This window comes from Ruminococcus sp. AF17-12 (genome assembly GCF_003479245.1).
In the GTDB taxonomy this organism is placed as follows: Bacteria; Bacillota; Clostridia; order Lachnospirales; family Lachnospiraceae; genus Blautia_A; species Blautia_A fusiformis.
Genome location: NZ_QUGY01000018.1, coordinates 39936 through 64994, shown reverse-complemented (window position 1 = coordinate 64994; position 25059 = coordinate 39936). Strand labels below are relative to the sequence as shown.

The following is a 25059-nucleotide window of genomic DNA, read 5'->3' as shown; positions in this document are numbered from 1 at the left end:
GGAATAGTCCCTTATAGGGACAGAGCAAGCCACCCGCTAAGCGGGTGGTCTTGACTATATAATCAGGAGAACAGCAGGGAGAAATACTTTCCTGCAAAGAGAGGAGAAATAAATATGAAGGGAACCAGCTGCGAATACTGTGCAAACTATACATATGATGAAGAGTGTGACGAATATTATTGTGATGTCAATCTGGATGAGGACGAATATTATCGTTTTGTGAGCAGTGATTACAAGGAATGTCCCTATTATCGTTCCGGAGATGAATATAAGGTGGTACGTCATCAGATGTGATATAGAGTAACGGAAAAAACAGAGCAGAAGATAATGCGATAAGACAAATGCGGGTTTTCCACGAAAAGGAATGCGAGTTTTGTGGAAAATCTGCATTTTGATGTTTTGATATGTGCAAAAGGCTTCAAATTTGTAAAAATTGGCGTGTTTACATTTGAAAAAAATATCTTTATAATAAAAATATTGGTCTGACAGGTGGAACCTTTATACCATCCAGACGATGATAATGCTACAGGATTTTGTTTGAGACAAAATTTCGGGTAAGCGTCTGACAGACTTATAATAGATTTTTTGATTTGACGGAGGATGTGACAGATTGGATATTATAAAGAAATTCGGGGATATGGTGGGAGAGAGATCCATCAGGGATCCGGAAAAAGCACGAAAACTTCTTCTCACTGGATACCGGCTTCAGGAAAAACGTCTGCAGCTTTTTCCTGACAGGAAGCTTCCGGCTTCGGGACAGTATGTAGCCCGTGTAGTCATGCAGAATATTATCAAAGCCCTTGCAAAACCGGACGATACCGCGCTTGTGAGCATTTTTGTACCGGGAGAGCTTCTGACAGCAGCAGGGATCACTCCGTATTCCGTGGAGGCAATGTCCTGCTTCATCGCCGGAACCAGATGTGAGCAGGCATTTCTGGCACAGACGGAATCAGAGGGCTTTCCGGAAACCATGTGCTCCTATCACAGAGTTTTTTTGGGAGCGTCCATGACAGGATTGGTACCGAAGCCCAAATGTACCATCTACACAAACCTTGCCTGCGATGGAAACATGATGACGTTTCCTTATCTGAAACAGAAATATCAGATCCCGGGCTTTTATATTGACGTACCCTATGAAAAAAATCAGGATTCCATCAGCTATGTTGCAGATCAGCTCCGCGAGCTGAAGAAATTCCTGGAGGATGTAGGCGGGAAAAAAATCTCCGAGCAGTCGGTACAGCGTGCAGTTGCCAACAGCAATGAAGCGGCCTCCTATTACAGCAGCCAGCTTGCCCTCAGAAAGGATCACGATCCGGTGACTTCCCTGACAAATGAGCTGTATGCGATCTTTATGTGTCATCTTCTGGCGGGCTCAGAGGAATCCCTGAAATATACAAAAATGCTTCTTGAGGATGTGAAGAAGGCACCAAAGGGGGAAGGTCTTCATATTTTGTGGATGCATATGATGCCGTTTTTGCAGGAGCCGGTAAAGGATGTATTTAATTACAGCCAGAACGTGCATATCCGTGCCTGTGATTTTGTTGCAGACGGTTTTCAGCGGATGCAGGCCTCGGATCCTTATGAGGCCCTTGCGGAAAAAATGGTCAACTGCATTTACAACGGAAGTGTGAAACAGAGGATCCGGCGTGCCCAGGAGCTGGCCAGTCTTACAGAGGCAGACGGCGGGATCCTTTTTGCGCATTGGGGCTGCAAGGGAACTATCGGAGCTTCCAGCCTGATCAAAAATTCTCTGGAAAACGCAGGACTTCCAACCATGGTCCTGGACGGTGACGGCTGTAACCCGGCCAATTCCAGTGACGGCCAGGTATCCACACGACTTCAGGCATATCTGGAAATGCTGTCAGAAGGTAAGGAGGAAAAACGGTCATGATACATTACGTCTGTAAATATACACCGCTGGAGCTGTTTAAGGGCTTTGGCGAGGAATGTGCGGTTCTTGAGGAAATGCCGGAGAATTTTGAGCTTTCGGACCAGATCGCCCATGCTAATCTCTGTGGCTTCGGAAAATCTGTGATCCAGGCAGTGCTGGAGGGAAAGGTAGAGCAGCTTATTCTTGTTAACTGCTGTGATTCCATGCGTCGTGTGTACGACATTGTGGAAAGTACCGGTAAATGTAAATTTCTGTACATGCTGGACATGCCTCATGAGGATAACGACTGTGAAAAGGTGAAGCTTGCCCAGGGCATCCACCGTCTGAAGAAAGCTTATGAGAAATTTTCGGGGAAAACCTTCGACAGAAGTGGATTTCTGAATGCTTTTTCCCATGAGCCTGTGGATAACCAGCCGTATATCGGTGTTCTGGGTGTCCGTGTCAGCGGCATCCTGGAAAAAATGATCCGGGATAATATCCGCATGGATGTGGAAAACCTGACCTGTACAGGTGGAAGACGTCTTGCAGTGATCCGTGAGGAGCTGGAAAAAATGGAAGACGATGCTATGTTCCTGGCTTATGCGGATGCACTTCTTTCACAGATGCCCTGCTTCCGTATGAACAACAGCACCCGAAGAAACCGGCTGTATCTGGATCCGAACCTGAAGGGGATCATTTATCATACTATTAAATTCTGCGACTATTACGGATTTGAGTATGCAAGCATCAAGCGTGATATCAAGGTTCCGCTTCTGAAGATCGAGACAGATTTTACAAGCCAGAGTGCAGGACAGCTCCTTACCAGAGTGCAGGCTTTTGCGGAGACCCTGGAAGGCTCTGAGGATATGGACCCATCAAAAGGAATCAGCGAGGAGATAAGGAAAAAAATGGAATCAGGAGTTTATTATGTGGCAGGGATCGACAGCGGTTCCACAAGTACGGATGTTGTGATCCTGGATAAAGACGGAAAAATTAAATCGACCATGATCATTCCCACAGGCGGCGGCGCTATGATGAGTGCAGAGAAGAGCCTGGAGATGGCCGTGGAAAAAGCAGGGATCAGGAAAGAAGATATCGTGCGTATCGTTACTACCGGATATGGACGTGCCTATATTGACAGTGGTGATGACAGTATCACAGAGATTACCTGTCACGCAAAGGGAGCCCATTATCTGAATCCGAATGTGCGTACAGTTATCGACATCGGCGGTCAGGATATCAAGGCGATCAGCATTGACGAGAACGGTGCGGTAAAAAATTTCCTGATGAACGATAAATGTGCAGCAGGAACCGGACGATTCCTGGAAATGATGGCCCGTACTCTTGGACTTTCCCTGGAGGAGATGAGTACCCGTGGTCTGGAGTGGAAAGAGAACGTAGTGATCTCAAGCATGTGTACTGTATTTGCAGAGTCCGAGGTAGTTTCCCTGGTTGCCCAGAATAAGGACGTGGCAGATATCATCCATGGTCTGAATGTATCTGTTGCTTCCAAGGTAGGAGCTCTTGCAGCCCGCCTTGGCAAAAAGAATCCGGGGGAATACATGATGACCGGTGGTGTTGCCAGAAATAAAGGTATCATCCAGGCACTGGAGGAGAAGCTGGGTGCGAAGCTTTATATCTGTGATGAGGCACAGCTTTGTGGTGCGCTTGGTGCGGCACTGTTTGCTTATGAGAAGTGTAATGCGGCACGGTGATCAGATCAGACAAGTTGCCTGCGCAGTGAATGCAGAGTGTGAATATCCTTTTGGTCAGGGGCGGCGTGCCCATTCACTGGGCGAACAGCCACAGTTCTTTCGGAAGTACCGGCTGAAGTGGGAGAGATTTGAAAATCCGCACAGCAGAGCCACCTGTTGAACAGGCAGAGCTTCGTTGGTGAGCAGATTTTTGGCTTTTTCCAGACGGAGCAGATTCAGGTCAGCATGAGGGGTACTGTCAAAAAAATTCCGGTAACAGGAATAAAACTGACTTTTTTCGAGATTAGCCATGGCGCAGAGCTTTTCTGTTGTCCATGGCTTTTCGTAATTTGTAAGCATTTCCAGACGGATTTTTTGGAACAGGCTGCAGAGCTCCGAGTCTGCAGACTTGCCTGTATCTGTACTGCGGAGTTCCCGTGAGGCTGTGATCATCAGCTGGCAGAGCAGGGCATACTCGTAGTCCCGGGAAAAAACTTCTCTGTTCAGATATTCATGCTGCAGCTTCTGGATACAGTGATCGATCTCCTGGCAGTCACTGGGGTAAAAAATTTCGTTGCAGGGAAGTCCGAACCGTTTTGCCAGATTTTCTCCGCAGGAAAAATGGACATAACTGTTCCGAAATTTTCGCACAGCCTGATAATGCTGGGGATTTCCCGGAATATAAAAGATGCAGGCATTATCCCGGGTGACAGTAAGCTGATCGCCCAGATAAACCTTCATTGGTGTTTTAAATAAAAGAAAAAGAAAATCTCCGCTTCCCTCCGGCCGGAAAATCCTGTCGTAATCGGAGTTGGAACGGTTGTATTCGCAGAAATTTAAGGTGAAATCCATGAAAATGCTGCGCTCCTTTCATTACGTAGATCAGACAATCCGACTGTGGCATTGTAAAGAACTTTCTGTCTGGAAGTATAAAGTAAAGTGACAGAGGGACGTCCGTCTGGTAAGACTGTCTTTACGATAAATCTTACCGGAAAAAAAGTCAACTGTTTCGGAAGATAATCACTGGTATGGATAGAACAGGATGGTAAAATGAAACATAGAAACGGTTGATTTCCGATCTGTCTGAGAGTGTGTGAGCGAACAGAGGCGTAAGAGCCGGTATATGGCGGAATCGGAAACAGAGTCCAATGCAGTGGCAGGCAGAAAATAATAATTTGCAGGAGGATTTTTACAATGAAAAAAGCGCAGATCATCGTGGACAAATATTTCCTCACCGGAAAAACAGACAAAAGGATCTATGGTTCCTTTATAGAACATCTCGGACGTGCGGTTTATGAGGGGATTTATCAGGAAGGCAGCCCCCTTTCTGATGAGCAGGGATTCAGGAAGGATACTCTGGAACTGGTAAGGGAGCTTCAGGTACCGATCGTTCGTTATCCGGGCGGAAATTTTGTATCCGGATTCCGCTGGGAGGACAGCGTCGGACCGAAAGCTCAGCGTCCGTCCAGACCGGAGCTGGCCTGGGGTGTCATCGAGACAAACCAGTTTGGACTCAATGAGTTTGTGGACTGGTCCAGAAAAGCCGGCAGCGATGTGATGATGGCAGTAAACCTGGGAACAAGAGGACCGGAGGATGCGAAAAATCTTCTGGAATACTGTAACTTTAAGGGTGGTACCTATTACAGTGATCTCCGTAAGGCTCACGGCTATGAACACCCGCATGATATCAAATTATGGTGTCTCGGAAACGAGATGGACGGTCCGTGGCAGATGGGACATAAAACTGCGGCAGAGTACGGAAGAGTTGCAGCAGAGACTGCCCGCCTGATGAAATTTATGGATCCGGAGGTTGAGACTGTTGCATGCGGAAGCTCCAATCTGGAAATGCCTACCTTTGGCTCCTGGGAGTATACGGTTCTTGACGAGGCTTACGATCAGGTGGATTATCTTTCCCTGCATCAGTACTATGGAAATGCATCGGGAGACACTGCCGATTTTCTGGCAAGCTCCAAGGGCATGGATGATTTTATCTCAGGAGTGGTTTCCATCTGCGATGCTGTAAAAGCAAAGAAGCATGGAAAAAAACAGATTAATCTTTCCTTCGACGAATGGAACGTATGGTACCACAGCAATGAACAGGATAAAAAGCTGGAAAAATGGGTACAGGTGCCCCATCAGCTGGAGGATGTTTATAACTTTGAGGATGCACTTCTTGTGGGAAGTATGCTGATCACACTTCTCCGTCATGCAGATCGTGTAAAGATCGCCTGCATGGCACAGCTGGTAAATGTTATTGCGCCGATCATGACATCCGATACAGGCGCATGGCGTCAGACGATCTTTTATCCGTATATGCTGACAAGTGTGTTTGGAAGAGGAACCGTCCTTAATACACAGGTTCTCACACCGGTATACGAGAGCAAAACTTATGGCGAAGCGCCATATCTGGATTCTGTGTGTGTCTGGGATGAGGAAAAGGATACGCTGACGATCTTTGCAGTGAATAAGAGTCTGGATGAGGATATGGAAGTTTCCTGTGACTTAAGACAGTTTGAGGGATATAAGATCGTAGAGCATATTGTACTTAATAATGACGATCTTCAGGCAGCCAATACAGAGGCTCAGCCGGAGAATGTAGTTCCTGTAAAAGCCAGTGCAGAATGCTCAAAGCTGGACGGCGGAAAACTGGAAGCAGTTTTTGCAAAACACAGCTGGAATATGATCCGTCTTGCGAAATAAGGGCCGGTGAAGTATAGTAAAAGTAGTTACAGAAAATGTAAATCATGCTACATTATGGGAGGTCTTTTTTATGTACACACCTGCAAAGGAACGCTACGAAACTATGGAGTACAACCGCTGCGGTGAAAGCGGCCTGATGCTTCCGAAGGTGTCTCTTGGATTATGGCATAATTTCGGAGATACTTCTGATTATGAAAACATGAAGCAGCTGTGCTTTACAGCTTTTGACAATGGTATCACACAGTTTGACCTTGCCAATAATTACGGACCTGCCTATGGAAGTGCGGAACGGAATTTCGGCAAGATCCTGAAAGAAGAACTGATGCCATACCGTGATGAGCTGATCATCACAACAAAGGCAGGCTATGATATGTGGGAGGGCCCTTATGGAAACTGGGGCAGCCGCAAGTATCTTCTGGCAAGCCTTGACCAGAGCCTGAAGCGCATGGGTCTGGAATATGTGGATATTTTTTACCATCACAGAATGGACCCGGAGACTCCGCTTGAGGAGACTATGGGGGCGCTGGCAACAGCGGTTCAGCAGGGCAAGGCCCTTTATGTGGGACTTTCCAATTATGATGGAAAAACCTTAAGCCAGGCGGCAGCGATCCTGAAGGATCTGAAATGTCCCTTTGTGATCAACCAGAACCGGTATTCCATTTTTGACAGAACAGTGGAAGAAAACGGTCTCAAGAGAACCACCGGCATTTTGAAAAAAGGTCTGATCACCTTTAGCCCTCTTGCTCAGGGACAGCTGACAGACCGTTACCTGAACGGGATCCCGGAGGACAGCCGTATCCGCAAAGATGGAAGATTCCTTAAGGAAAGTGTGCTGACGCCGGAGCGTCTGGATCAGATCCGGAGACTGAACGATCTGGCAGCCCAGCGTGGAGAGAAGCTGGCTGATATGGCACTTGGCTGGCTGCTTCAGCATAAGGAAGTTACCAGTGTTCTGATCGGAGCTTCCAAGCCGCAGCAGATCCTTGATAATGTGAAAGCGATCCACTGTGCACCGTTTACAGCTGAGGAGCTGCGTCTGATCGACGAGATTTCAAAATAAGATTTATATACTTCCTGTTTTACTATGAAAAGTAGTGAAGCAGGGAGTTTTTTATGCCAAAATAATTGTTTAACTGAATTAGGAAAGTTTCCGGGTTACTGTTTACTGGTAATATTCCGCGAGGTGTTTTTTGTGAGCGAAGGTCACAGAAAACCCGAGACATACCGCGCGAATTTATGCGATTAGCATAAATTCTGTGCATCGCGAAGCGTGTTGCTGAGAACGGAGTGAACAGTAACGTCTCCGGCGGGAGTGCAAAGAGCAATAAGCAGTGGAGGTTTGACAACGGGATAGGTGTGTGCTATATTGAAAAACAGAAAAGAAAAGAGCCAGCGGGAGCTTGTGTGACAGGCTGAGAGGAAGATAGATCTTCGACCGTACCTGATTTGGGTAATGCCAACGGAGGGATTGTGATCTGAGAGCGTGTCTCCGTGGAGTTTGCCATGGGATGCGCTCTTTTCGGATGCAGGAATGGAACTGGAATGGTCTGACAATGGGGGGATGTGAAAGTGACAGAGACTGCATGTGGAGCTTCTGCGAAAGAGCGGGCAGGAAGGGGAGCGCCTTAATGTCTGGCAGGAGAGTGATATTCCGGAGGATTTTTCCGGAAGGATCATGTAAGCGATGGGAATCCGTGTTTTCGGAGTGAGAGGAAGTAAGGGAACTTCGACCGCCAAAATCTAAGGGCAGACTGCAGCAGACGGGAAGCTTTTGCCCGGATCTGACAGGGTTCTGCCTGATATTTCAGGGAGGAAAAACACTATGGAAAAACAAAGGATGCACACGCTTCGTATGGTAATGCTGGCAATGATGGTTGCGATCGGTGTCGTTATTTCACCGATCCTGAGGATTGAGGGAATGTGCCCCACGGCGCATCTTGTCAATATCGTATGCTCGGTTCTGATGGGACCGTGGTATTCCCTTCTCTGTGCGACCATGATCGGCGTGATCCGTATGATGTTCATGGGAATCCCGCCACTTGCACTGACCGGTGCAGTATTTGGCGCATTCCTTTCAGGTGTGTTCTACAGACTTTCCAAAGGCAAGATCATCTGCGCGGTGATCGGTGAGATCTTTGGAACGGGTATCATCGGATCCATGGTTTCTTATCCGGTGATGGCATTCCTGATGGGAAGAGGCGGACTGACAGCATTTTATTATACGCCGATGTTCCTTGCAGCAACCACAATGGGAGGATGTGTTGCCTATATTTTCCTGAAGGCTCTGAGTAAAGCAGGTCTTCTGGTGAAATTCCAGGCAGCTTTGGGTTCAAAAACATATGAGACAAAGAATTTTACAACTGCGAAAGCGAATTAAAGAAGAAAAGCCGCTGATCCATTGCATCACCAATCCGATCTCGATCCATGACTGTGCCAACGTGGTCCTTGCAGTAGGTGCAAGGCCGATCATGGCGGAGCATCCGGCAGAGGTGACAGGTATTACGGCATCGGCTGGTGCGTTGATGCTGAATCTCGGGAATATTACCGATGCCAGGATCGAGTCAATGAAGCGTTCTATGAGAACAGCGATGGAAAATAAGATTCCGGTTCTTCTGGACCTGGTAGGGGTTGCCTGCAGTGATCTCAGGCTGGATCTGGCACGGGAGCTTTTAAGGATCGGTCATCCGGCAGTGCTGAAGGGAAATATGTCAGAGCTTCTGGCTGTTTCCGGGCTGCCGTCTCATGCGATCGGAATCGATGCGGGTGTCGAGGATGCTCTGACTGAGGAAAATATCGATGGAGTCAGTGAAGTGCTTAAGGCTTTTTCCAGAAATAATCAGGCAATCGTGCTGGCTACCGGGAAACAGGATTTTGTTACGGATGGTGAACGGGTTGTTCTGGTACAAAATGGCAGTGCGGCGCTGTCCGGGATCACAGGAACCGGCTGTATGGTCGGTGCACTGACTGCGGCGTTTTTGCCGGGGTGCGAAGATAATATTGCGAAAGAGATGACGGATAGTATAGAGGCAGGTGTCTGGTCTGGCGTTGAGATGGAATTAAATGGGAGATCCGGGAATTATCTGGCTGCGGCAGTGCTTGGTACTGCACTTATGGGTATCGCCGGCGAGGAAGCGGAGAAGATTTCCCGCGGTCCGGGAAGCTTTCAGGTAAATCTGCTGGATGAGATCTATGGGCTTTCGGATCGACAGCTGCTGGATCTGTTGAAGATTGAAATGTACTGAAAAAGAGGGGATTAGGATGGATAGAAAAGATTTGGATGTAACGTTGTATCTGGTGACGGATAGTTCTTATCATACGGAGGAGTCTTTGCTTCGTACGGTTGAGGAGGCTTGTAAGGGTGGTGTGACTCTGGTCCAGCTTCGCGAGAAGAATAAGGGTGGACGGGAGTATCTGGATAAGGCTTTTAAGGTGAAGGAGATCACAGATCGTTACAATGTGCCACTGATCATTGATGATCGTGTGGATGTGGCGCTGGCCTGTGATGCGGCTGGTGTGCATGTTGGAGCTTCTGATATTCCGGTTGCTGTGGCAAGGAAGCTGATGGGACCGGATAAGATCGTGGGGGCTACTGCCAAGACGGTGGAGGCTGCTGTGAAGGCTTATGAGGATGGTGCGGATTATCTTGGTGTGGGGGCGATTTATCCTACTACTACTAAGGTGGTGACGATCCTTACCAAGGTTTCTACGTTGAAGGATATCTGTGAGGCGGTTCCGATTCCTGCGGTTGCGATCGGGGGATTGAATGCCGGGAATATGGATGTGCTTGAGGGCGCCGGTATGAGTGGTATGGCGGTTGTTTCTGCGATCATGAAGGCGGAGGATCCTAAGAAGAATGCGCGGGAGCTGAAGGAGAAGATTGTTGCTTTGATGGGAAAGTGATTTAGGACATGAGTGAAGAGCAGTGGTGGATTTGAGGTTCATTGCTGTTCTTTTTTTGTTGAAATACGGACGCCCGTGAGGCGTGTGCTGCCTGTCGCCGGGGCTTCGTCGGGGGCTGGCTTCTAGGCTGCCGGAATTCTGCTAAAACCGTTTTCCAAAAGTCCGAACTCGCGTCTTGCAGCCGCTCAGACAGCGGACTTTTGAAAAACAACGCAGATTTCCGCCAGCCAAGAATCAGCTCCCCTCCTGCAGAGTCCGGCGACAGGCAGCACACGCCTCACGGGCTGGTTTTTCAAGGCGTCAGGGGAGGGTGGCTGCTCGGGAGTTTGGGTGTAAATGTTGGGTTGAGTGGTCTGCCGGGAATGCGATGAGGCATCAGCGCTGCGCTGGATGCCTGGGAGGAAAGGCTGAGTTTCCTTGTGGTTTGCCGGGAGATGGATGAGCTATCAGCGCTGCGCTGGATAGCTGGGAGGAAAGGCTGAGTTTCCGGTTGTCTGACGGTAGGCTGGCCGAGGCGCTTCGCTGTCGGCTGGTAGAGCGATGTGATATGGTTTATAAAAAATGCCGGTGGGGGTTACTCCACAGGCAGATCTCTGTGTTCTACGCTGGTGGAGAATACGATCTGTGTTTTGGTGCGGCCGAACTGCTGGAGTTCGTTGATGAAGTGGTCCAGTTCCATGGTGGAGCGGAAGGCTACTTCGATGAGCATGGAGTAATCGCCGGTGACGCAGTTGCATTCGATGACGTTTGGGATGGACTGGATGAAGGGATAGAAGTCTTTTTTTTGGTTGGGTTCTACTTCCAGGTTGATGAATGCTTTTATATGATAACCGAGAAATACTGGGTTGATCTGGGCGTGGTAGCCTGTGATCAGCCCGTTTTTTTCGAGGTGTTCGATCCTGGCGGAGACAGCGGGGGATGAGAGGAAGACTTCCTTTGCGATTTCCTTTACCGGAGTGCGGGCGTTCTTCTGAAGCATTTCGATGATCTTTCGGTCGATGTTGTCGAGTTTGTGTTCCATGTAGAATGTATCCTTTCGATGAAAAATGTTATTTGTAACTGGTACAGAGCTGCGTAGGGAAGTGGATTGAAAATATGTTTTTCTGTATTGATTATACTGCGTGTGTTATCACAACACAAGAAACGACTTAATAAAAATAAGAAAAATAAAAGAAATTCTTAAAAAGATTAATGTAAACTATTGAAAAACACGGATAATCGTGGTTTTCCATTAAAAGTATTTACAAGCTACAAAGAAAGTGTTAGTTTCTTAGGCATCAGAAAAACAGCTGCTGATAAAAATGAAAATAACAGAATGATTTGTAAACAGTGAATATCCGTCGGACTGAAAAAATGAGATCAGAGGGCGGAGCAAATCAGATGTGCACAGGATCAGAAGAAAGAAGAGGGATGATAAAATGACAACAGAAACAAGACTGGAAGCAGATTCGATCGGAACTATGGAAGTGCCTGCAGAGGCTTATTACGGAGTTCAGGCTTTAAGGGCAAAACAGAATTTTCCTATTACAGGTACAAAGCTTCATCCGGTATTTATCAGGAACCTGGCACAGATTAAAAAAGCAGCAGCTATCACTAATAATAATGCAGGGCTTCTTCCGGAGGATAAGGCAGACGCCATTGTCAGAGCCTGTGATGAAGTGATCGCAGGAAAATTGGCTGAGGAATTTATCGTAGATGCCATTCAGGGTGGTGCCGGAACCAGCGCAAATATGAATATGAATGAGGTGATCGCAAACAGAGCCGGTGAGATCCTCGGATGTCCGAAGGGAAGCTATAAAATGGTCCATCCAAATGATCACGTAAACATGGCACAGTCCACCAATGATGTGATCCCGACGGCCGGTAAGCTTACCGTTCTGGATCTTCTTGCACCTCTGGAAAAAGCACTGGTAAGACTTGAGAAGGAGCTTGCAAAAAAGGCAGAGCAGTTCGATGATGTGATCACTATGGGACGTACACAGCTTCAGGATGCAGTTCCGATCCGTCTTGGCCAGGTGTTCCACGGTTATGCGTCCATGGTTTCCAGAGACCGGAAACGTATCGAAAAGGCTCACAGGGAAATGTACACTGTAAACCTTGGAGGAACTGCAGTGGGAACTGCTATCAACGTGTCCGATTCTTATTTTTATAAGATCGTGCCAAATCTGGAAAAGCTTACAGGCTATCCGCTGAAACAGGCTGAGGACCTTTTTGATGCAACAGAAAATCTGGACGGTTTTGTTGCCGTATCTGGTGTGGTAAAAACCTGTGCGGTGGATCTTTCCAAGATGTGCAACGATCTTCGACTGATGTCCTCCGGCCCGAAAACCGGATTTGGGGAGATCAACCTTCCGGCGAAGCAGAATGGGTCGTCCATCATGCCAGGTAAGGTAAATCCGGTCATTCCGGAGGTAGTAAGCCAGGTTGCTTTCCACATCGTAGGACATGATACCACCATTACCATGGCGGCAGAAGCCGGACAGCTGGAGTTGAATGCTTTTGAGCCGGTTGTATTTTGTAATCTTTTTGAATCCATTACGACTCTGGAAAAAGCAGTGGATACATTGATCGTAAACTGCATCACAGGAATCACCGCAAACCGCAAACACTGCAAAGACCTGATGGAAAGCAGTGCAGGAATCGCAACGGCTCTCTGCCCGCATATTGGCTACAAGGCGTCTGCAACCATCGCAAAAACTGCAGTAAAAACTGGCAAGTCTGTCCGGGAACTTGTTCTGGAACAAGGGATCATGACTGAGAAAGAGCTGGAAGAGGTTCTTGATCCGTATCTGATGACAGAAGTCGGAGAAGAGCGGAAAGAGGATGAAGCAAGAAGGAAAGCCTGCTGAGAAAGTTATCTGTACCAACGTATGACGGGAACGTCTGATGCAGCAATTCATTTCAGAGCAGCTGAACCTGATGCGGGATTTTATGGAAATGCTATAGGCAGATCAGGAATGAGATATCAATGAGTACTATAAGGAGACTTGTCACAGTGCAGGTCTCCTTTTATAATGGAAGAAACGCGATAAGAAAAGAAGGGAAAGATGCATGCTTAAACGAACAGCCATACGGGCACTTTGTAATACAACGGCATATCAGAGAGGTCTTGATATTTACCGTACCGGAAAGAGGATCCAGTCGCTGGATATTAAGTCGGAAGGAGCTGTGGATAAAATATCTGCAGCAGTGAAGGGAAGTGGGCGTAATGTATACAATACAGGATTTCAGTATGATACAGAAGCGGACCGCATAAAAGAAGCATACTGTGACTGCCCGGCCTTTCGCAGCTATTCCGGAATCTGTAAGCATTGCGTGGCAGTGCTTCTGGAATATGGAGACCGTAAGGCCTATGAGCGTGTGGAAATCCGCAGACAGCAGGATGAGGAACAGAAGCAGGCAGAGTCATTCAGCGGAACAGCATTTCCGGCTGCTTTATCCGGACCAGGGCAGCCTGCAACGAAAACCACCGTTGAGCTGAAAAGCCTCCTTAATCGCCAGCTATACAGCCGTATGCTTCCGTTTTCCGGGGATCCGTATTTTGGCAGGGTGGAGCTGGAAACCTGCCTGAAATTTAATTCTGTGAGAAATTGTTTTACCGTGGAATTCCGCGTTGGCTGTGAGAAAAAATATATCCTCAAGGATGTGTTGGCCTTTGTGTGGAATCTGGATCATAATGAGAAGGTTTCTTATGGAAAAAATCTGGAATTTATCCATTCAGATGAAGCCTTTTCAGAAGGATCCAGAAGCGTGCTGGCCTTTATCCGGGAATGGGTCGAGAATCATCACGGCACTTACATGTCCAGATATGAACAGCTGAAGAATATAGCTGTGGAAAAGGTGAGGGATCTTACCGTTGACAGAAAAGAACTTGAGGATTTGCTTCTTATACTTGGCGAAAAAAGTTTCAAGTTCAAAATGAACAATGATCCGGAGACAACATGGCATTCTGTCAGAGAAATTCCGAACAGGACGCTGATGATCCGGAAGAAGGATCAGGGGTTATCTCTTGAGATCGCGCCGGTATACAGTGTGACAGGCATACGGTATCATATGTATTTTGATAATGCGAAGGTATATCTGGTTTCCAGGCAGGAGCTTGGAGCAGTGGAGGAATTTGTTGCTTGTCTGGAGCGGCTTCCTGCAGGCCGAGGCTTTATTGATGAACCGGATGTGCCTGCGTTTGTGCGTGAGCTGCTTCCTTCCCTGAAAAAATTTTTTCACTGTGATCTCAGGGATTTCCCGGAAGAAACAGGTCTTGAATGCTACAAGGCTGCATATGAGATCTATCTGGATGCGCCGGAGCGTGACTGGATCACCTGTAAGGCATTTTCTGTTTACGGGAAGGATAAATTTTCGGTTTTTGACCGAGATGTGTCTGCCCGCACCAGGGATATTCCGGGAGAGCTTGGTGTGTTTGCGCTGCTGTCAAAATATTTTAACGGATATGATGACCAGCGGATGGAGCTGGCATTGGATTGTCGTGCCGAGGAACTGGAATCTTTGTGCAGGGAAGGTTCAGGGAAACCCGACAGTGTGAAAGATTCCGAAGAAAAGCTCTACCAGCTTCTTACTGAAGGGATCCCCGCCATGCAGAAAGTTGCAGCTGTCTATATTTCCCAGTCCATCAAACAGATGAGGGTGACAAAGCTGCCAAACATCCGTCTTGGCGTTTCTCTGTCAGCCGGACTTCTGAACCTGGATCTGGATGTGGAGGGGATGGATCAGGCGCAGCTTTTTGATATTCTTTCCAGGTACGATCGCAGGAAAAAATATTTCCGCCTGAAGGATGGCAGCTTTCTGGATGTTTCCGATGGTCAGCTCAGGGAGCTTTCTGCTCTGAAAAATGGACTGCAGATCAGTGATCGTGAACTGAAAAAAGGAAAGACTCAGGTTCCGGCCTATCGTGCTATGTATCTGGACAGTCAGCTGAAGGGCGGCGATCTGATCAAGGTAGAGAAGGACAATGCCTTTCGTGCGTTGATCCGGAACATGCAGACAATGGAAGAACATAAATTTCAGATTCCCAGGGAGCAGGAAAAAATCCTCCGGGGCTATCAGAAAGAGGGCTTTTACTGGATCAAAACTCTGAAGCATAATCAGTTTGGAGGGATCCTGGCAGATGATATGGGACTTGGAAAAACCCTCCAGGTGATCACATTTCTCTGGTCAGAATTTCAGGAATCTGCGCCGGGAGAAAACAGACGTGCCCTTGTGATAACGCCTGCTTCGCTGGTGTTTAACTGGATGAACGAGATCGAACGTTTTGCGCCGGGACTTCCGGCTACCGTTGTGACTGGTGATGTGAAGGAGAGGAAAGCACTGATCAAAAATGCGGGAGAACGGGAGGTTCTGATCACCTCCTATGACCTTCTGAAACGGGATCTGAAGGCTTATCAGAACCTGGATTTTGCTGTGCAGATCATTGATGAGGCGCAGTATATCAAGAATCACGGAACTCAGGTGGCAAAGGCTGTGAAGGAGATCCGGTCGGAATTCAGGCTTGCGCTGACCGGTACACCGGTGGAGAACAGGCTCAGTGAGCTGTGGAGTATTTTTGATTTTCTGATGCCGGGTTTCCTTTATTCTTACGAAAAATTTCGTAAGGAAATCGAACTTCCGGCTGTGCAGTACAGCAATTCCGATGCGATGGAGCGTCTGCAGAAAATGATCCGTCCTTTTGTGCTGCGGAGATTGAAGAGGGATGTGCTGAAGGATCTTCCGGATAAGCTGGAAAAAGATATGTTTTCCCCGTTGGAAAGCGAGCAGAAGGAGCTGTATGAGGCCCATACGGAACGGCTTCGCCTGATGCTTGGGATGCAGTCGGATGCGGAGTTTCGCACTTCTAAACTGCAGATCCTTGCAGAGATCACGAGGCTGCGGCAGATCTGCTGTTATCCGGGACTGGTATATGAAGGATACAAAGGGAATTCTTCCAAGCTGGAGATGTGCATGGAGTTGGTTCAGAATGCGGTGAATGGCGGACATAAGCTCCTGTTGTTTTCCCAGTTTACTACCATGTTGGATGTGCTGGCTGTCCGTCTGAAAAAAGCAAAAGTTTCTTTTTATATGTTGACCGGATCGACTTCCAAGGAAAAACGGGCGCAGATGGTACATGCATTTAATGAGGATGATACTTCTGTTTTCTGCATTTCTCTGAAAGCAGGAGGAACAGGCCTGAATCTTACGGCAGCTGATATTGTGATCCACTACGATCCCTGGTGGAATCTTGCTGTGCAGAATCAAGCAACAGACCGTGCCCACCGCATCGGTCAGCAGAACGTTGTCAGTGTCTACCGCCTCTTTATGAAAGACACCATAGAAGAACGAATCCGGGCTCTTCAGGAAAGAAAACGGGAACTGGCTGATGAGATCTTAAGCGGCGAGGGAATCGGTCAGGCTTTGATCAGCAGAGAGGAAGTACTGGAGCTGCTAGGCAGGTAAAATTCTTAACTGAATCAAGTAAGTTCCTTGCTTCAATTACGAAAAGCAATACGCGGTGAGGGGACTTGCTTGTATCAGGAAGAGTGCAGGCTGTGAATATCCGCCTGATTCAACAAAAACACCCCCGATGGAAATCGCGTGTGTAAATCACATACGATATCCGTCAGGGGTGTTTTATTTTATGCAAAAAACTTATCGTACAGACCAAAGAAGAAGATAAACAGAATGATCAGCGGCAGGATATAAGTGATGTATCCGCGCATCCATTTCCGGATCTTCATGCCTTTTCCGGTGTTGGCTTCTTCTGTGAAGTTTTCCCAGCCCCAGCCCCGTTTGGAAACACAGAAAAGCAGGTATACAAGAGAACCAAGCGGGAGCAGAATGTTGCTTACCAGAAAATCTTCAAGGTCGAGAATTGCGCCGCCGAATACCTTGAGCCAGTCCCAGGACCATACATTGTATCCAAGTACGCATGGCAGAGACAGAAGGATGATGGCGATGGCATTTACAAGACTGGATTTTTTTCGGCTCCAGCCGGTAAGCTCCATACCGCAGGAAATAATATTTTCAAATACAGCCAGGATGGTAGAGAAAGCTGCAAATGACATAAAGATAAAGAACAGGCTTCCCCACAGTCTTCCAAGCGGAATGTGGTTGAAAATATTCGGCAGTGTGATGAAGATCAGGCTCGGTCCGGAAGTCTGGTCAACATTGAATGTGAAACATGCCGGGAAAATAATAAGTCCGGAGGTGATCGCAACAAAAGTATCCAGAAGCGCAATATTCATGGATTCACCAAGCAGTGCATGATCTTTTCCGATGTAGCTTCCGAAGATAGCCATAGCACCGATACCAAGGCTGAGAGTAAAGAATGCCTGGTTCATAGCACCGGTAATGGTAGAAATAATACCGATCTCTTTCATACGCTCGAAATCCGGGATCAGGTAGAATTTCAGTCCCTCTTTGGCACCATCCATGGTAAAACTGTTGATGGCAAGAACAACCATGATCACCAGAAGAGAGATCATCATAACCTTGGTAACTTTTTCAAGGCCGTTCTGAAGACCGCGGGAGCAGACAAAAACACCTGCAATAACAACAACGATCATCCAGAATCCCATAGTAACGGGCTGGCCAAGCATGTTGGTAAACTGTCCTGCAACACCGTCGGAATCAAGTCCCTGGAATTTACCGGTGGCTGTCATATAGAAGTAATTCAGCATCCAGCCTGTAACAGTGGTGTAAAACATCATCAGGAGATAACATCCGATCAGAGTGATATATCCATGGATGTGCCATTTCTGTCCTGGTTTTTCCAGTGCGTAATATGCTTTGACAGGACTCTTCTGGCTGGCACGTCCAACAGAAAACTCCATAGTCATAACAGGAAGTCCAAGAAGGGCCAGGAAGATCAGGTAAAACAGTACGAATGTGCCGCCACCGCCCTGTCCGGCCATGTAAGGGAATTTCCAGACGTTTCCGATTCCGATGGCACAGCCAGCAGAAATCAGAATGAATCCCAGACGGGATCCAAGTTTTTCTCTTTCTTTCATAACTCACCTCATTATTGCAGTATGGTAAACTGCTATTTGTATAAAGTCGCAGGTTTTATCTTAACACATTCCGGGATATTGCACAATAAAAAGAACTTGCATTTTACATAAAACATATGTTAGAGTAAAATGTAATTTTAATAAGATGAAGCGGTGAAACGTTACGCTTTAATGAGATAAAGATCATATGCCGATAGAACCTGGATAACTGTTCTTTTCAGTCAGGGATACAAAGTTTTTTGGAGAGATTCCGTAATATTTCCGGAAACATTTGCTGAAATATCCGGAATCAGAAAATCCGCATAAAGAAGCTACATTTTGAATGGAAGGGCTGTCTTCCAGAAGAAACTGTCTGGCTTTTTTCATGCGGCAGACATTGATATATGAGGTAAGTGTAACTCCGGATTCCTGACTGAATACAGCAGAGAGATGCTGGGGATTGACAAAAAAATGGGAAGCAATGGTTTCAAGACGAAGATCCGGCTGATTAAAATTCAGACAGATATATTCCTGAACCTGGGATACAAGAGCTGACTTCCGCGGATTTTTTTCATCAGCAAGAGAATCCAGAACTGCCTTGCAGGTAGACTGGAGCAGTTGTTTTAACTGCAGGGCACTCTGGCAGTTCTGGTAAGTATTCAGGGCGTTTTCCAGAAGAGGAAAAAGCGTTTCACGCTGACTGCACTCCGTGATAAAACCGTCAAGTACAGTAAGAAAAGCAGCAGCTACACTCCAGGTCTGCCGGATATGGATTTTTTTGGTGATGATATCGTTGAAATATTCATCAATATATTTACAGAGAGCCGGTGAATTTTGCTGGCGCAGAAAGATCAGGATATCATTATAAACCAGAGGCTTTAATGTAAAATCACCGGAATGGGACTGGGGCGTGAAATAAAGAAATCCGGAAGAAGACGCAGTTCTGTTATGAAAAACAGAAAGAGCCTCTTCATAGGAATAGCGGATTCCTTCCACGCCTTCATGAGGTGTTCCACAGCAGAAAAAAGTGGAAATCTGTGCGATATTATCATATATCCCGGCAAGTCTGAGACAGGATTGTTCCAGATCGGTAAAAGAAAAATCAGAGCTTTTTTCCATGATGATATACTGTCTCATCTGAGAATAGTCAATGTAAATAAGCTCTTTGCACACAGGCTGTAAGATTTCCCTGCATATATTTTCCAGGATGGTGTGGAGCAGAGAAAAATCACCTTTTTCATCCCATATTTCCGGATTGGCATTGTGGATCTCCATAAGAATGGTAAGATAATCGGAAGTTTTATGAATCGGAATTTTTTCCAGATCATCCGGGGAAATGGTTGTTCCGCTGATCACCTTCTGGAAGAAATTAAGCTGCATTTGCCGTGTATACAGATCGCGGAACTGAAAATAATTATTCACATAACTGTTTCTGGAATTTTCCTGATCGATCTCGTCACTTACTTTCTGGAGTGTCTCCATAAGCTCCCGGTGATCCAATGGCTTCAGGAGGTATCCGCGGACCTGAAGAGAGATGGCTTTTTTGGCATAGTCAAAATCTTCGTATCCTGTGGAAAGGATGAACCTGGTATGACAGTCTGTTCCAAGAGCTGCGATCATATCCAGACCGCTCATAACCGGCATGGATATATCCACAAGGGCAATATCGGGTTTAACATTTTCAATAAGCCGGATTCCGGCCTGTCCGTTATTAGCTTCCCCTGCAATGTTATAAAGGTTTTGTTTTTCAAGAAAATTGATCAGAGATTTTCTGAAAAAAACTTCGTCGTCAATAATTACAAGTGTTTTCACTTTATATTTCCCCCTCGATCAGATTTTTGTCAGGTATTACTATGGTTACAGTGGTTCCCTTTTCAGGTGAACTTTCGATGGTAAGTCCGTAATTCTCACCGTAGAGAAGAGCAATCCTGTGGTTGATACTTGGAAGCCCGAAAGAATGTCGGGCAGTTTTGAAGTCTCTGATAGAACGGTTAAGTTCGGCAAGTTTTTCCGGCGGGATACCGGAACCATTATCAGAAACAGAAATACAGATGGTACCATTTTTGATAGAAACAATTAAGTGAATATGGCATATCTGGCTGGTAAGTCCGTGGACAAAAATATTTTCCACAACAGGCTGTATGGTCAGCTTGGGTATCTCTGCCCCATGATCCTCCCAGGACGGCTCATAGATGATCTCGTAATCAACAAAATCCATATACCGCAGATTCTGGATATAAAGATACTGTTCTGTAAGAAGCAGCTCCTGGCGCAGAGGAATGATAAACTGTCCCTTTGAAAGAGAGTTTCTGTAGAAAGATGACATGGCAGACACTGCTTTTACTGCGGTATCATTCATATCAATTTCTATGAGAGACTTGATGGTGTTTAAAGTATTATAAAGAAAATGGGGATTGATCTGGGACTGTAAAAGACGTATTTCCATTTTCTGTTTGGCATTTTGTTCCTCATAGATATCGTTAAGTAATGTCTGGATCTTCTGCATCATAAGGTTAAACTGGTTATAGAGAACTGCAAGTTCATCATTTGAAGAGTAACTGGCAGAAATATTCAGCTTTCCGGCAGATGCAGATTTCATTTTTTCCACAAGTTTCTGTATAGGTGCGGTGACAGTACCTGTACATAATATGGAAAAAAATACAGATAAAATAAACACTACAATGCTGATCAGAAGAATGTTGTGCAGGATCACCATATGATCCAGAGTCAGGCTTTCCAGAGGAATCAGGTTGATCACATTCCAGTTTAGGTCAGGATAGGATTTGCAGATAAAAAGAGTGTCAGTGCCGTCTACGGAAAAAAACTGCCTGTCGGTTTCTGTCAGGGTTTTATAATTCTCTGAACTGATTTTTGTATAGGATGAGAAGTCTTTATAAATACCTCCGGATGAAGAAGAGGAAAGTATCTGTCCATTTTCATCAGTAATATAGAAATCCCTGGAAGAGCTGTCCGGAAGGTCGCGGAATGCAGAGGAAATATTTGTTTCTCTGATCAGAAGGACCAGGGCGCCCAGATATTTGGTGTTATCAATGTTTGTAATACTTTTTAAGGCTACAAAGGTTGGCTCCCCACTTATCTGGAAGGGTCCGAGAAACTGAAAGGCCAGATTAGTCTGAAGGCTGTCAAGGACTTCGGGACCTAAAATGGAATCAAGCTGATCTGTTTCTGTGGTACTGCTGTGAAACCAGTGGTTTTCTGTATCCAGGATATCCCAGGCATAGATGTTTTTGTGAAGTCCGATGATACGCTGGGCCTGGTCTGTAAGCTCGGAATTTACCAGAAAATGTTCCAGTGTGTTTTCGGGAACTGTGGGATTTTCTTTTAAAACATCGGCGATATTGCTGTTGATGGAAAGGGTGATGGCATAGTTTGATATATTATCGATCTTTTCTCCAAGGTTGCTGGTGATCAGGGATAGCTGCTGCTGACTGGAAAGTGCGGCACGCTTGATCAGTACTTTTTTGGATGCAGTATAAAAAAACACGGAAGTAAGCATGAGTATCAGAGAACTGAGCAGCAGATATGTAATAAAAAGCCTGCGTTTCAGACTGATTCCTAAAAATAAGTGAAACACCTTTTTTTTCAGATTTTCTATCATGGAATCCCCCCTCTGGTTTTATTGGCTACATTATATAATAAGGGAAAAATTCTCACAAGTGTGGGGGAAAGATTGGAGAAAATATTCCAGGTACAGCGAAGATTTTCCATGTATTTTTCCGGACGGATTTAATATAATGGTCTCATCGATAAGGAAAGCGGAACAAAATATTCAATCCGGATGAATAGAAATGTACCAAAAGGAGGACGAAAATGAAATTAAAAAAAGTGATGGCTGCTACACTTGCCACAATGATGTGTCTCTCTTCATTCAGCATGATGAATGTGTGGGCAGATAAAAAAGAGGATTCCGAACCACTTGTGATCAATTATATCAGTGCCAGGGGCGAAACAGATGCGGCACTGAAAACATTGAAGAAGCTTGCAGAAGATTATAAAAAAGATCACCCGGATTTTGAATTCAATGTAGAGTCTATTGCAGACAGAGAAACATATCTTCAGAAGATCAAGATCCTTGCATCCAGCAATGAACTGCCGGACTGGTTTGACGCAGATCCGGAGGCATTTTTTGAAGGACTTTGCAAAAAGGATCTGATCTACAGTGTGGATGACCTTTATGATGAACTGGGTATCAAAGACAAGTTCTTTGATATTGCACTGAATTATCCGAAACTCAGTGACGGAAGCAATTACCTTATGACCTGGCAGGGAAATGTAGAGTATTTCTGGTATCACAAAGACATGTTTGAAAAAGCCGGAATTACTGAAACACCTCAGACACTGGAAGACCTCCTGGATGTGTGCAAGAAGCTGAAAGATGCGGGAATGACCCCGATATCCGCAGGAAATTACGACATGATCATGCGTTATCCTGCATTTAAGGCTTTCAGACTGGAAGGAAATGACTTCATTGACAATGCAAGAATGGGAAAAGAAAAATTTAATTCTGAGACAGGTATCGCAACAGCCCAGTATACACAGGATATAGCCCAGTATTTCAGTGAAGGATGGACAAGTTCAGATACTACCGCACAGATGGATCTGTTTCTGAACAGTGGTGCGGCAATGTTATACACCGGAACATGGGATACACCGGATCTTACAGATGATGAGGGAAATCTTAAAGATGACATTTCCATGTTCAAACTTCCTGTAGACAGCGAAGGAACCGCTACAGGAGAAAATGATTACTATGCGAATTGTGGAATCGGAACTGCCATTCTCAAGGATTCCATGAGTGATGAGATGAAAGATTTCATCAGTTATGTATGGGATAATTTTGCTGATACGGCAATGTATGAGTTCAATATGCTTCCATCCATGATGCCAAGTGATTCGGAGAAGCTTCCGGAGCTTACACAGCAGATTTTAAGTGATCTTGAGAACTGCGGCACTTTTGCCCAGTGCTGGGATGTTCGTCTGGATCCTTCTACAAACGAGGTTTACAGAAAAGAGTTGGCAAGCCTTGGAATGGGAGAATCAACTCCTGAAGAGTTCTGCGAAAACATGGACAAAGCTGTAGAACAGTATGCATCTGATTATTTTGACACTGAAGAATAACTGAGAGAATACGCAGATGCGGAATTTTATCTGCATCTGCGTATGAAAGGGGAGAGGATATGAAGCCCAGAAATAAAATCCAGCCTTTACCGTTTGTTCTTCCTGCACTGTTCGTATATATTCTTACTGTTATCATCCCAATTCTGTGGTCAATGGGTTACAGCCTTTTTTCCTGGAATGGAATCGGTGATATGAAGTTTATCGGACTGGAAAATTATGTGAGGATGTTTCAGGATGAGACATTTCGTGAGGCTGTTGTAAATAATCTTAAATTTGTTGTATTGGGAAGTTTGTTCCAGTTATGTGCAGGACTGATCCTGGCAATTTTGCTTACACATATTTCCAAAGGTGGAAATATTCTGCGGGTTATTTATTTTATTCCATGTATCATTTCATCTATGGCGATCTGCCAGATTTTTTCCAAAATGCTTTCTGTCCAGCCCCAGGGCCTGGTTTGCTATGTGATGGAAAAACTGGGAATGGAACCTATCGCTTTGCTGGCAAATTCCCATACAGCGCTGATTACCATAACCCTGATCGATGGATATAAATACTGTGGTCTGTACATGATCATTTTTTATTCCGCATTTGTATCCATATCAAAGGATGTGATCGAGGCATCTACAATGGATGGCTGCAATGTTTTTCAACAGTATCGTTACATAAAGCTTCCACTGGTGAAAAATATATTCAGCATTGTCATTGTAATGCTTGTAAATGGTTGTCTGAAAACCTTTGATGTATTCTATATTCTTGACAATAAATCCAGATCAACAGAGATGGTGGCAACTTATATGTATAAAACCGCTTTTAATTCGGCTGACTTTGGCTATGGAAGTACATTGTCCGTTTTTCTGGTCATTGAATGTCTGGTAGCAGTAGGGATTATACAGAAATGCCTGGGATCGGCGAAAGGAGATGGGTCAGAATGATAAAATCAAGAAAAAATATACCTATTCGTGCTGTGTTCTATGTAGTGATCCTTATTTTTGTCATGATACAGGTCTACCCTATTTTCTGGGTTATCTGCTCCAGTCTGAAAACACCGGATGAAATGACATATACTGCACAGTATGCCCTGCCATCAGGATTTTATCTTGGAAACTATATCAGCGCACTGACGATCTCATCCATTCCAAGATATTTTCTTAACAGTACGGTTGTGGCAGTTCTCACACTTCTTGGCATCGTAGTCCTGGGATGCCCGGTTGCATTTGTGATCAGTAAGGTAAAGGTAAAATATGCCAATGCACTGATGGCATTTTTCCTGTTTGGAATGATGGTGCCTATTTTTTCCTGCCTTGTACCCATGTTCCAGATTTATAACAGGATCGGACTGAGAAATACATACTGGGCACTGGTGCTTCCGCAGATCGGGTTCGGACTTCCAATGTGTATCTATCTTTACACCGGATTTTTTAAATTTATGCCGGATTCTCTTCTGGAAGCGGCAGTTATTGACGGTGCCACAATGGGAACCACATTCCGCAAGATCGTGGTACCTATGGCTAAAAATACTACAATGACAGTTCTTACATACAATTTTGTTTTTGTATGGAATGAATTTACCTATGCCAATACGTTTATCTCATCTTCTGATATGAAAACTCTGCCAATTGGCCTGAATGACTTTGTGGGGCAGTTCGGAAGAGTGGACTGGGGAAGTACATTTGCGGCGATCGTAATATCGATCCTGCCTACACTGATCGTGTATTTTATTCTTAACAGGAACATAATCGAAGGTATGGCTGCAGGTGCGGTCAAGAGTTAGGAGGCTGAA

Annotated in this window: 18 protein-coding genes and 1 riboswitch; of the genes, 13 read left to right on the top strand and 5 right to left on the bottom strand. The window is 45.7% G+C overall.

Annotated features, from left to right (window positions below):
- Positions 1-114: 114 nt before the first annotated feature.
- The 3 genes from DWW77_RS16035 to DWW77_RS16025 all read left to right on the top strand — a co-directional run bounded on the left by DWW77_RS16035 (position 115) and on the right by DWW77_RS16025 (position 3585).
- On the top strand, positions 115-294 hold the full coding sequence (locus tag DWW77_RS16035; protein WP_015526328.1) for a DUF6472 family protein: 180 nt from the start codon (positions 115-117) through the stop codon (positions 292-294).
- 316 nt (positions 295-610) lie between these two features.
- Positions 611-1891 carry a 2-hydroxyacyl-CoA dehydratase subunit D gene (locus DWW77_RS16030; RefSeq protein ID WP_118609117.1) on the top strand — a complete coding sequence of 427 codons (1281 nt, stop codon included), beginning with the start codon at positions 611-613 and terminating at the stop codon, positions 1889-1891.
- The gene (locus DWW77_RS16025) at positions 1888-3585 is read left to right on the top strand and encodes an acyl-CoA dehydratase activase (protein ID WP_118609116.1); all 1698 of its coding nucleotides are present in this window, start codon (positions 1888-1890) and stop codon (positions 3583-3585) included. Before DWW77_RS16030 ends, DWW77_RS16025 begins: the two co-directional genes overlap by 4 nt.
- Before the next feature lie 54 nt (positions 3586-3639).
- Here DWW77_RS16025 and DWW77_RS16020 read toward each other — a convergent pair whose 3' ends face one another.
- Positions 3640-4416 (bottom strand): helix-turn-helix domain-containing protein, encoded by a 777-nt coding sequence (locus DWW77_RS16020; protein ID WP_110103609.1) that lies wholly within the window; start codon positions 4414-4416, stop codon positions 3640-3642.
- Positions 4417-4758: 342 nt separating this feature from the next.
- Here DWW77_RS16020 and arfA point away from each other — a divergent pair, with 342 nt between their 5' ends.
- The 5 genes from arfA to thiE all read left to right on the top strand — a co-directional run bounded on the left by arfA (position 4759) and on the right by thiE (position 10164).
- On the top strand, positions 4759-6264 hold the full coding sequence (arfA, locus tag DWW77_RS16015; RefSeq protein ID WP_118609115.1) for an arabinosylfuranosidase ArfA: 1506 nt from the start codon (positions 4759-4761) through the stop codon (positions 6262-6264).
- A 70-nt stretch (positions 6265-6334) separates the two neighbouring features.
- A complete protein-coding gene (locus DWW77_RS16010) occupies positions 6335-7324 on the top strand; it encodes an aldo/keto reductase (protein ID WP_059086650.1) in 990 nt (329 codons plus the stop codon).
- Positions 7325-7646: 322 nt separating this feature from the next.
- Positions 7647-7749, top strand: a riboswitch (TPP riboswitch).
- A gap of 337 nt (positions 7750-8086) precedes the next feature.
- Complete coding sequence (thiW, locus tag DWW77_RS16005) at positions 8087-8641, top strand: energy coupling factor transporter S component ThiW (RefSeq protein ID WP_015526323.1); 555 nt, start codon at positions 8087-8089, stop codon at positions 8639-8641.
- Positions 8604-9506 carry a hydroxyethylthiazole kinase gene (gene thiM / locus DWW77_RS16000; protein WP_118609114.1) on the top strand — a complete coding sequence of 301 codons (903 nt, stop codon included), beginning with the start codon at positions 8604-8606 and terminating at the stop codon, positions 9504-9506. The genes thiW and thiM overlap by 38 nt, the downstream gene beginning before the upstream one ends.
- A gap of 16 nt (positions 9507-9522) precedes the next feature.
- Positions 9523-10164, top strand: coding sequence for a thiamine phosphate synthase (gene thiE / locus DWW77_RS15995; RefSeq protein ID WP_015526321.1), 642 nt, complete (start codon positions 9523-9525; stop codon positions 10162-10164).
- Between the two features lie 574 nt (positions 10165-10738).
- On the opposite strand, the gene DWW77_RS15990 is transcribed toward thiE, so the two are convergent.
- Positions 10739-11185, bottom strand: coding sequence for an Lrp/AsnC family transcriptional regulator (locus tag DWW77_RS15990; protein WP_021652217.1), 447 nt, complete (start codon positions 11183-11185; stop codon positions 10739-10741).
- Positions 11186-11582: 397 nt separating this feature from the next.
- On the opposite strand from DWW77_RS15990, the gene DWW77_RS15985 reads away from it, so the two are divergent.
- Both DWW77_RS15985 and DWW77_RS15980 read left to right on the top strand, forming a co-directional pair.
- The gene (locus DWW77_RS15985) at positions 11583-13013 is read left to right on the top strand and encodes an aspartate ammonia-lyase (RefSeq protein WP_092069682.1); all 1431 of its coding nucleotides are present in this window, start codon (positions 11583-11585) and stop codon (positions 13011-13013) included.
- Positions 13014-13215: 202 nt separating this feature from the next.
- Positions 13216-16608: a DEAD/DEAH box helicase gene (locus tag DWW77_RS15980; protein ID WP_118609113.1), complete on the top strand. Its 3393-nt coding sequence runs from the start codon at positions 13216-13218 to the stop codon at positions 16606-16608.
- A gap of 179 nt (positions 16609-16787) precedes the next feature.
- Here the strand turns inward: DWW77_RS15980 and DWW77_RS15975 are convergent, their stop codons facing one another.
- From DWW77_RS15975 to DWW77_RS15965, 3 genes are all read right to left on the bottom strand, one after another.
- Positions 16788-18161 carry a sodium-dependent transporter gene (locus DWW77_RS15975; protein ID WP_110103604.1) on the bottom strand — a complete coding sequence of 458 codons (1374 nt, stop codon included), beginning with the start codon at positions 18159-18161 and terminating at the stop codon, positions 16788-16790.
- A 183-nt stretch (positions 18162-18344) separates the two neighbouring features.
- Entirely contained in the window at positions 18345-19952 is a 1608-nt protein-coding gene (locus DWW77_RS15970) for a response regulator transcription factor (protein WP_021652212.1), read from the bottom strand.
- Position 19953: 1 nt separating this feature from the next.
- Positions 19954-21759, bottom strand: a complete 1806-nt coding sequence (locus DWW77_RS15965; RefSeq protein WP_118368587.1) for a sensor histidine kinase — start codon at positions 21757-21759, stop codon at positions 19954-19956.
- 212 nt (positions 21760-21971) lie between these two features.
- Between DWW77_RS15965 and DWW77_RS15960 the strand changes: the two genes are divergently transcribed.
- The 3 genes from DWW77_RS15960 to DWW77_RS15950 are packed head-to-tail and all read left to right on the top strand — an operon-like array spanning position 21972 to position 25050.
- On the top strand, positions 21972-23279 hold the full coding sequence (locus DWW77_RS15960; RefSeq protein ID WP_114001823.1) for an ABC transporter substrate-binding protein: 1308 nt from the start codon (positions 21972-21974) through the stop codon (positions 23277-23279).
- A gap of 59 nt (positions 23280-23338) precedes the next feature.
- Positions 23339-24211, top strand: coding sequence for a carbohydrate ABC transporter permease (locus DWW77_RS15955; protein WP_015526310.1), 873 nt, complete (start codon positions 23339-23341; stop codon positions 24209-24211).
- Entirely contained in the window at positions 24208-25050 is an 843-nt protein-coding gene (locus DWW77_RS15950; protein ID WP_021976595.1) for a carbohydrate ABC transporter permease, read from the top strand. Before DWW77_RS15955 ends, DWW77_RS15950 begins: the two co-directional genes overlap by 4 nt.
- Positions 25051-25059: the final 9 nt, after the last annotated feature.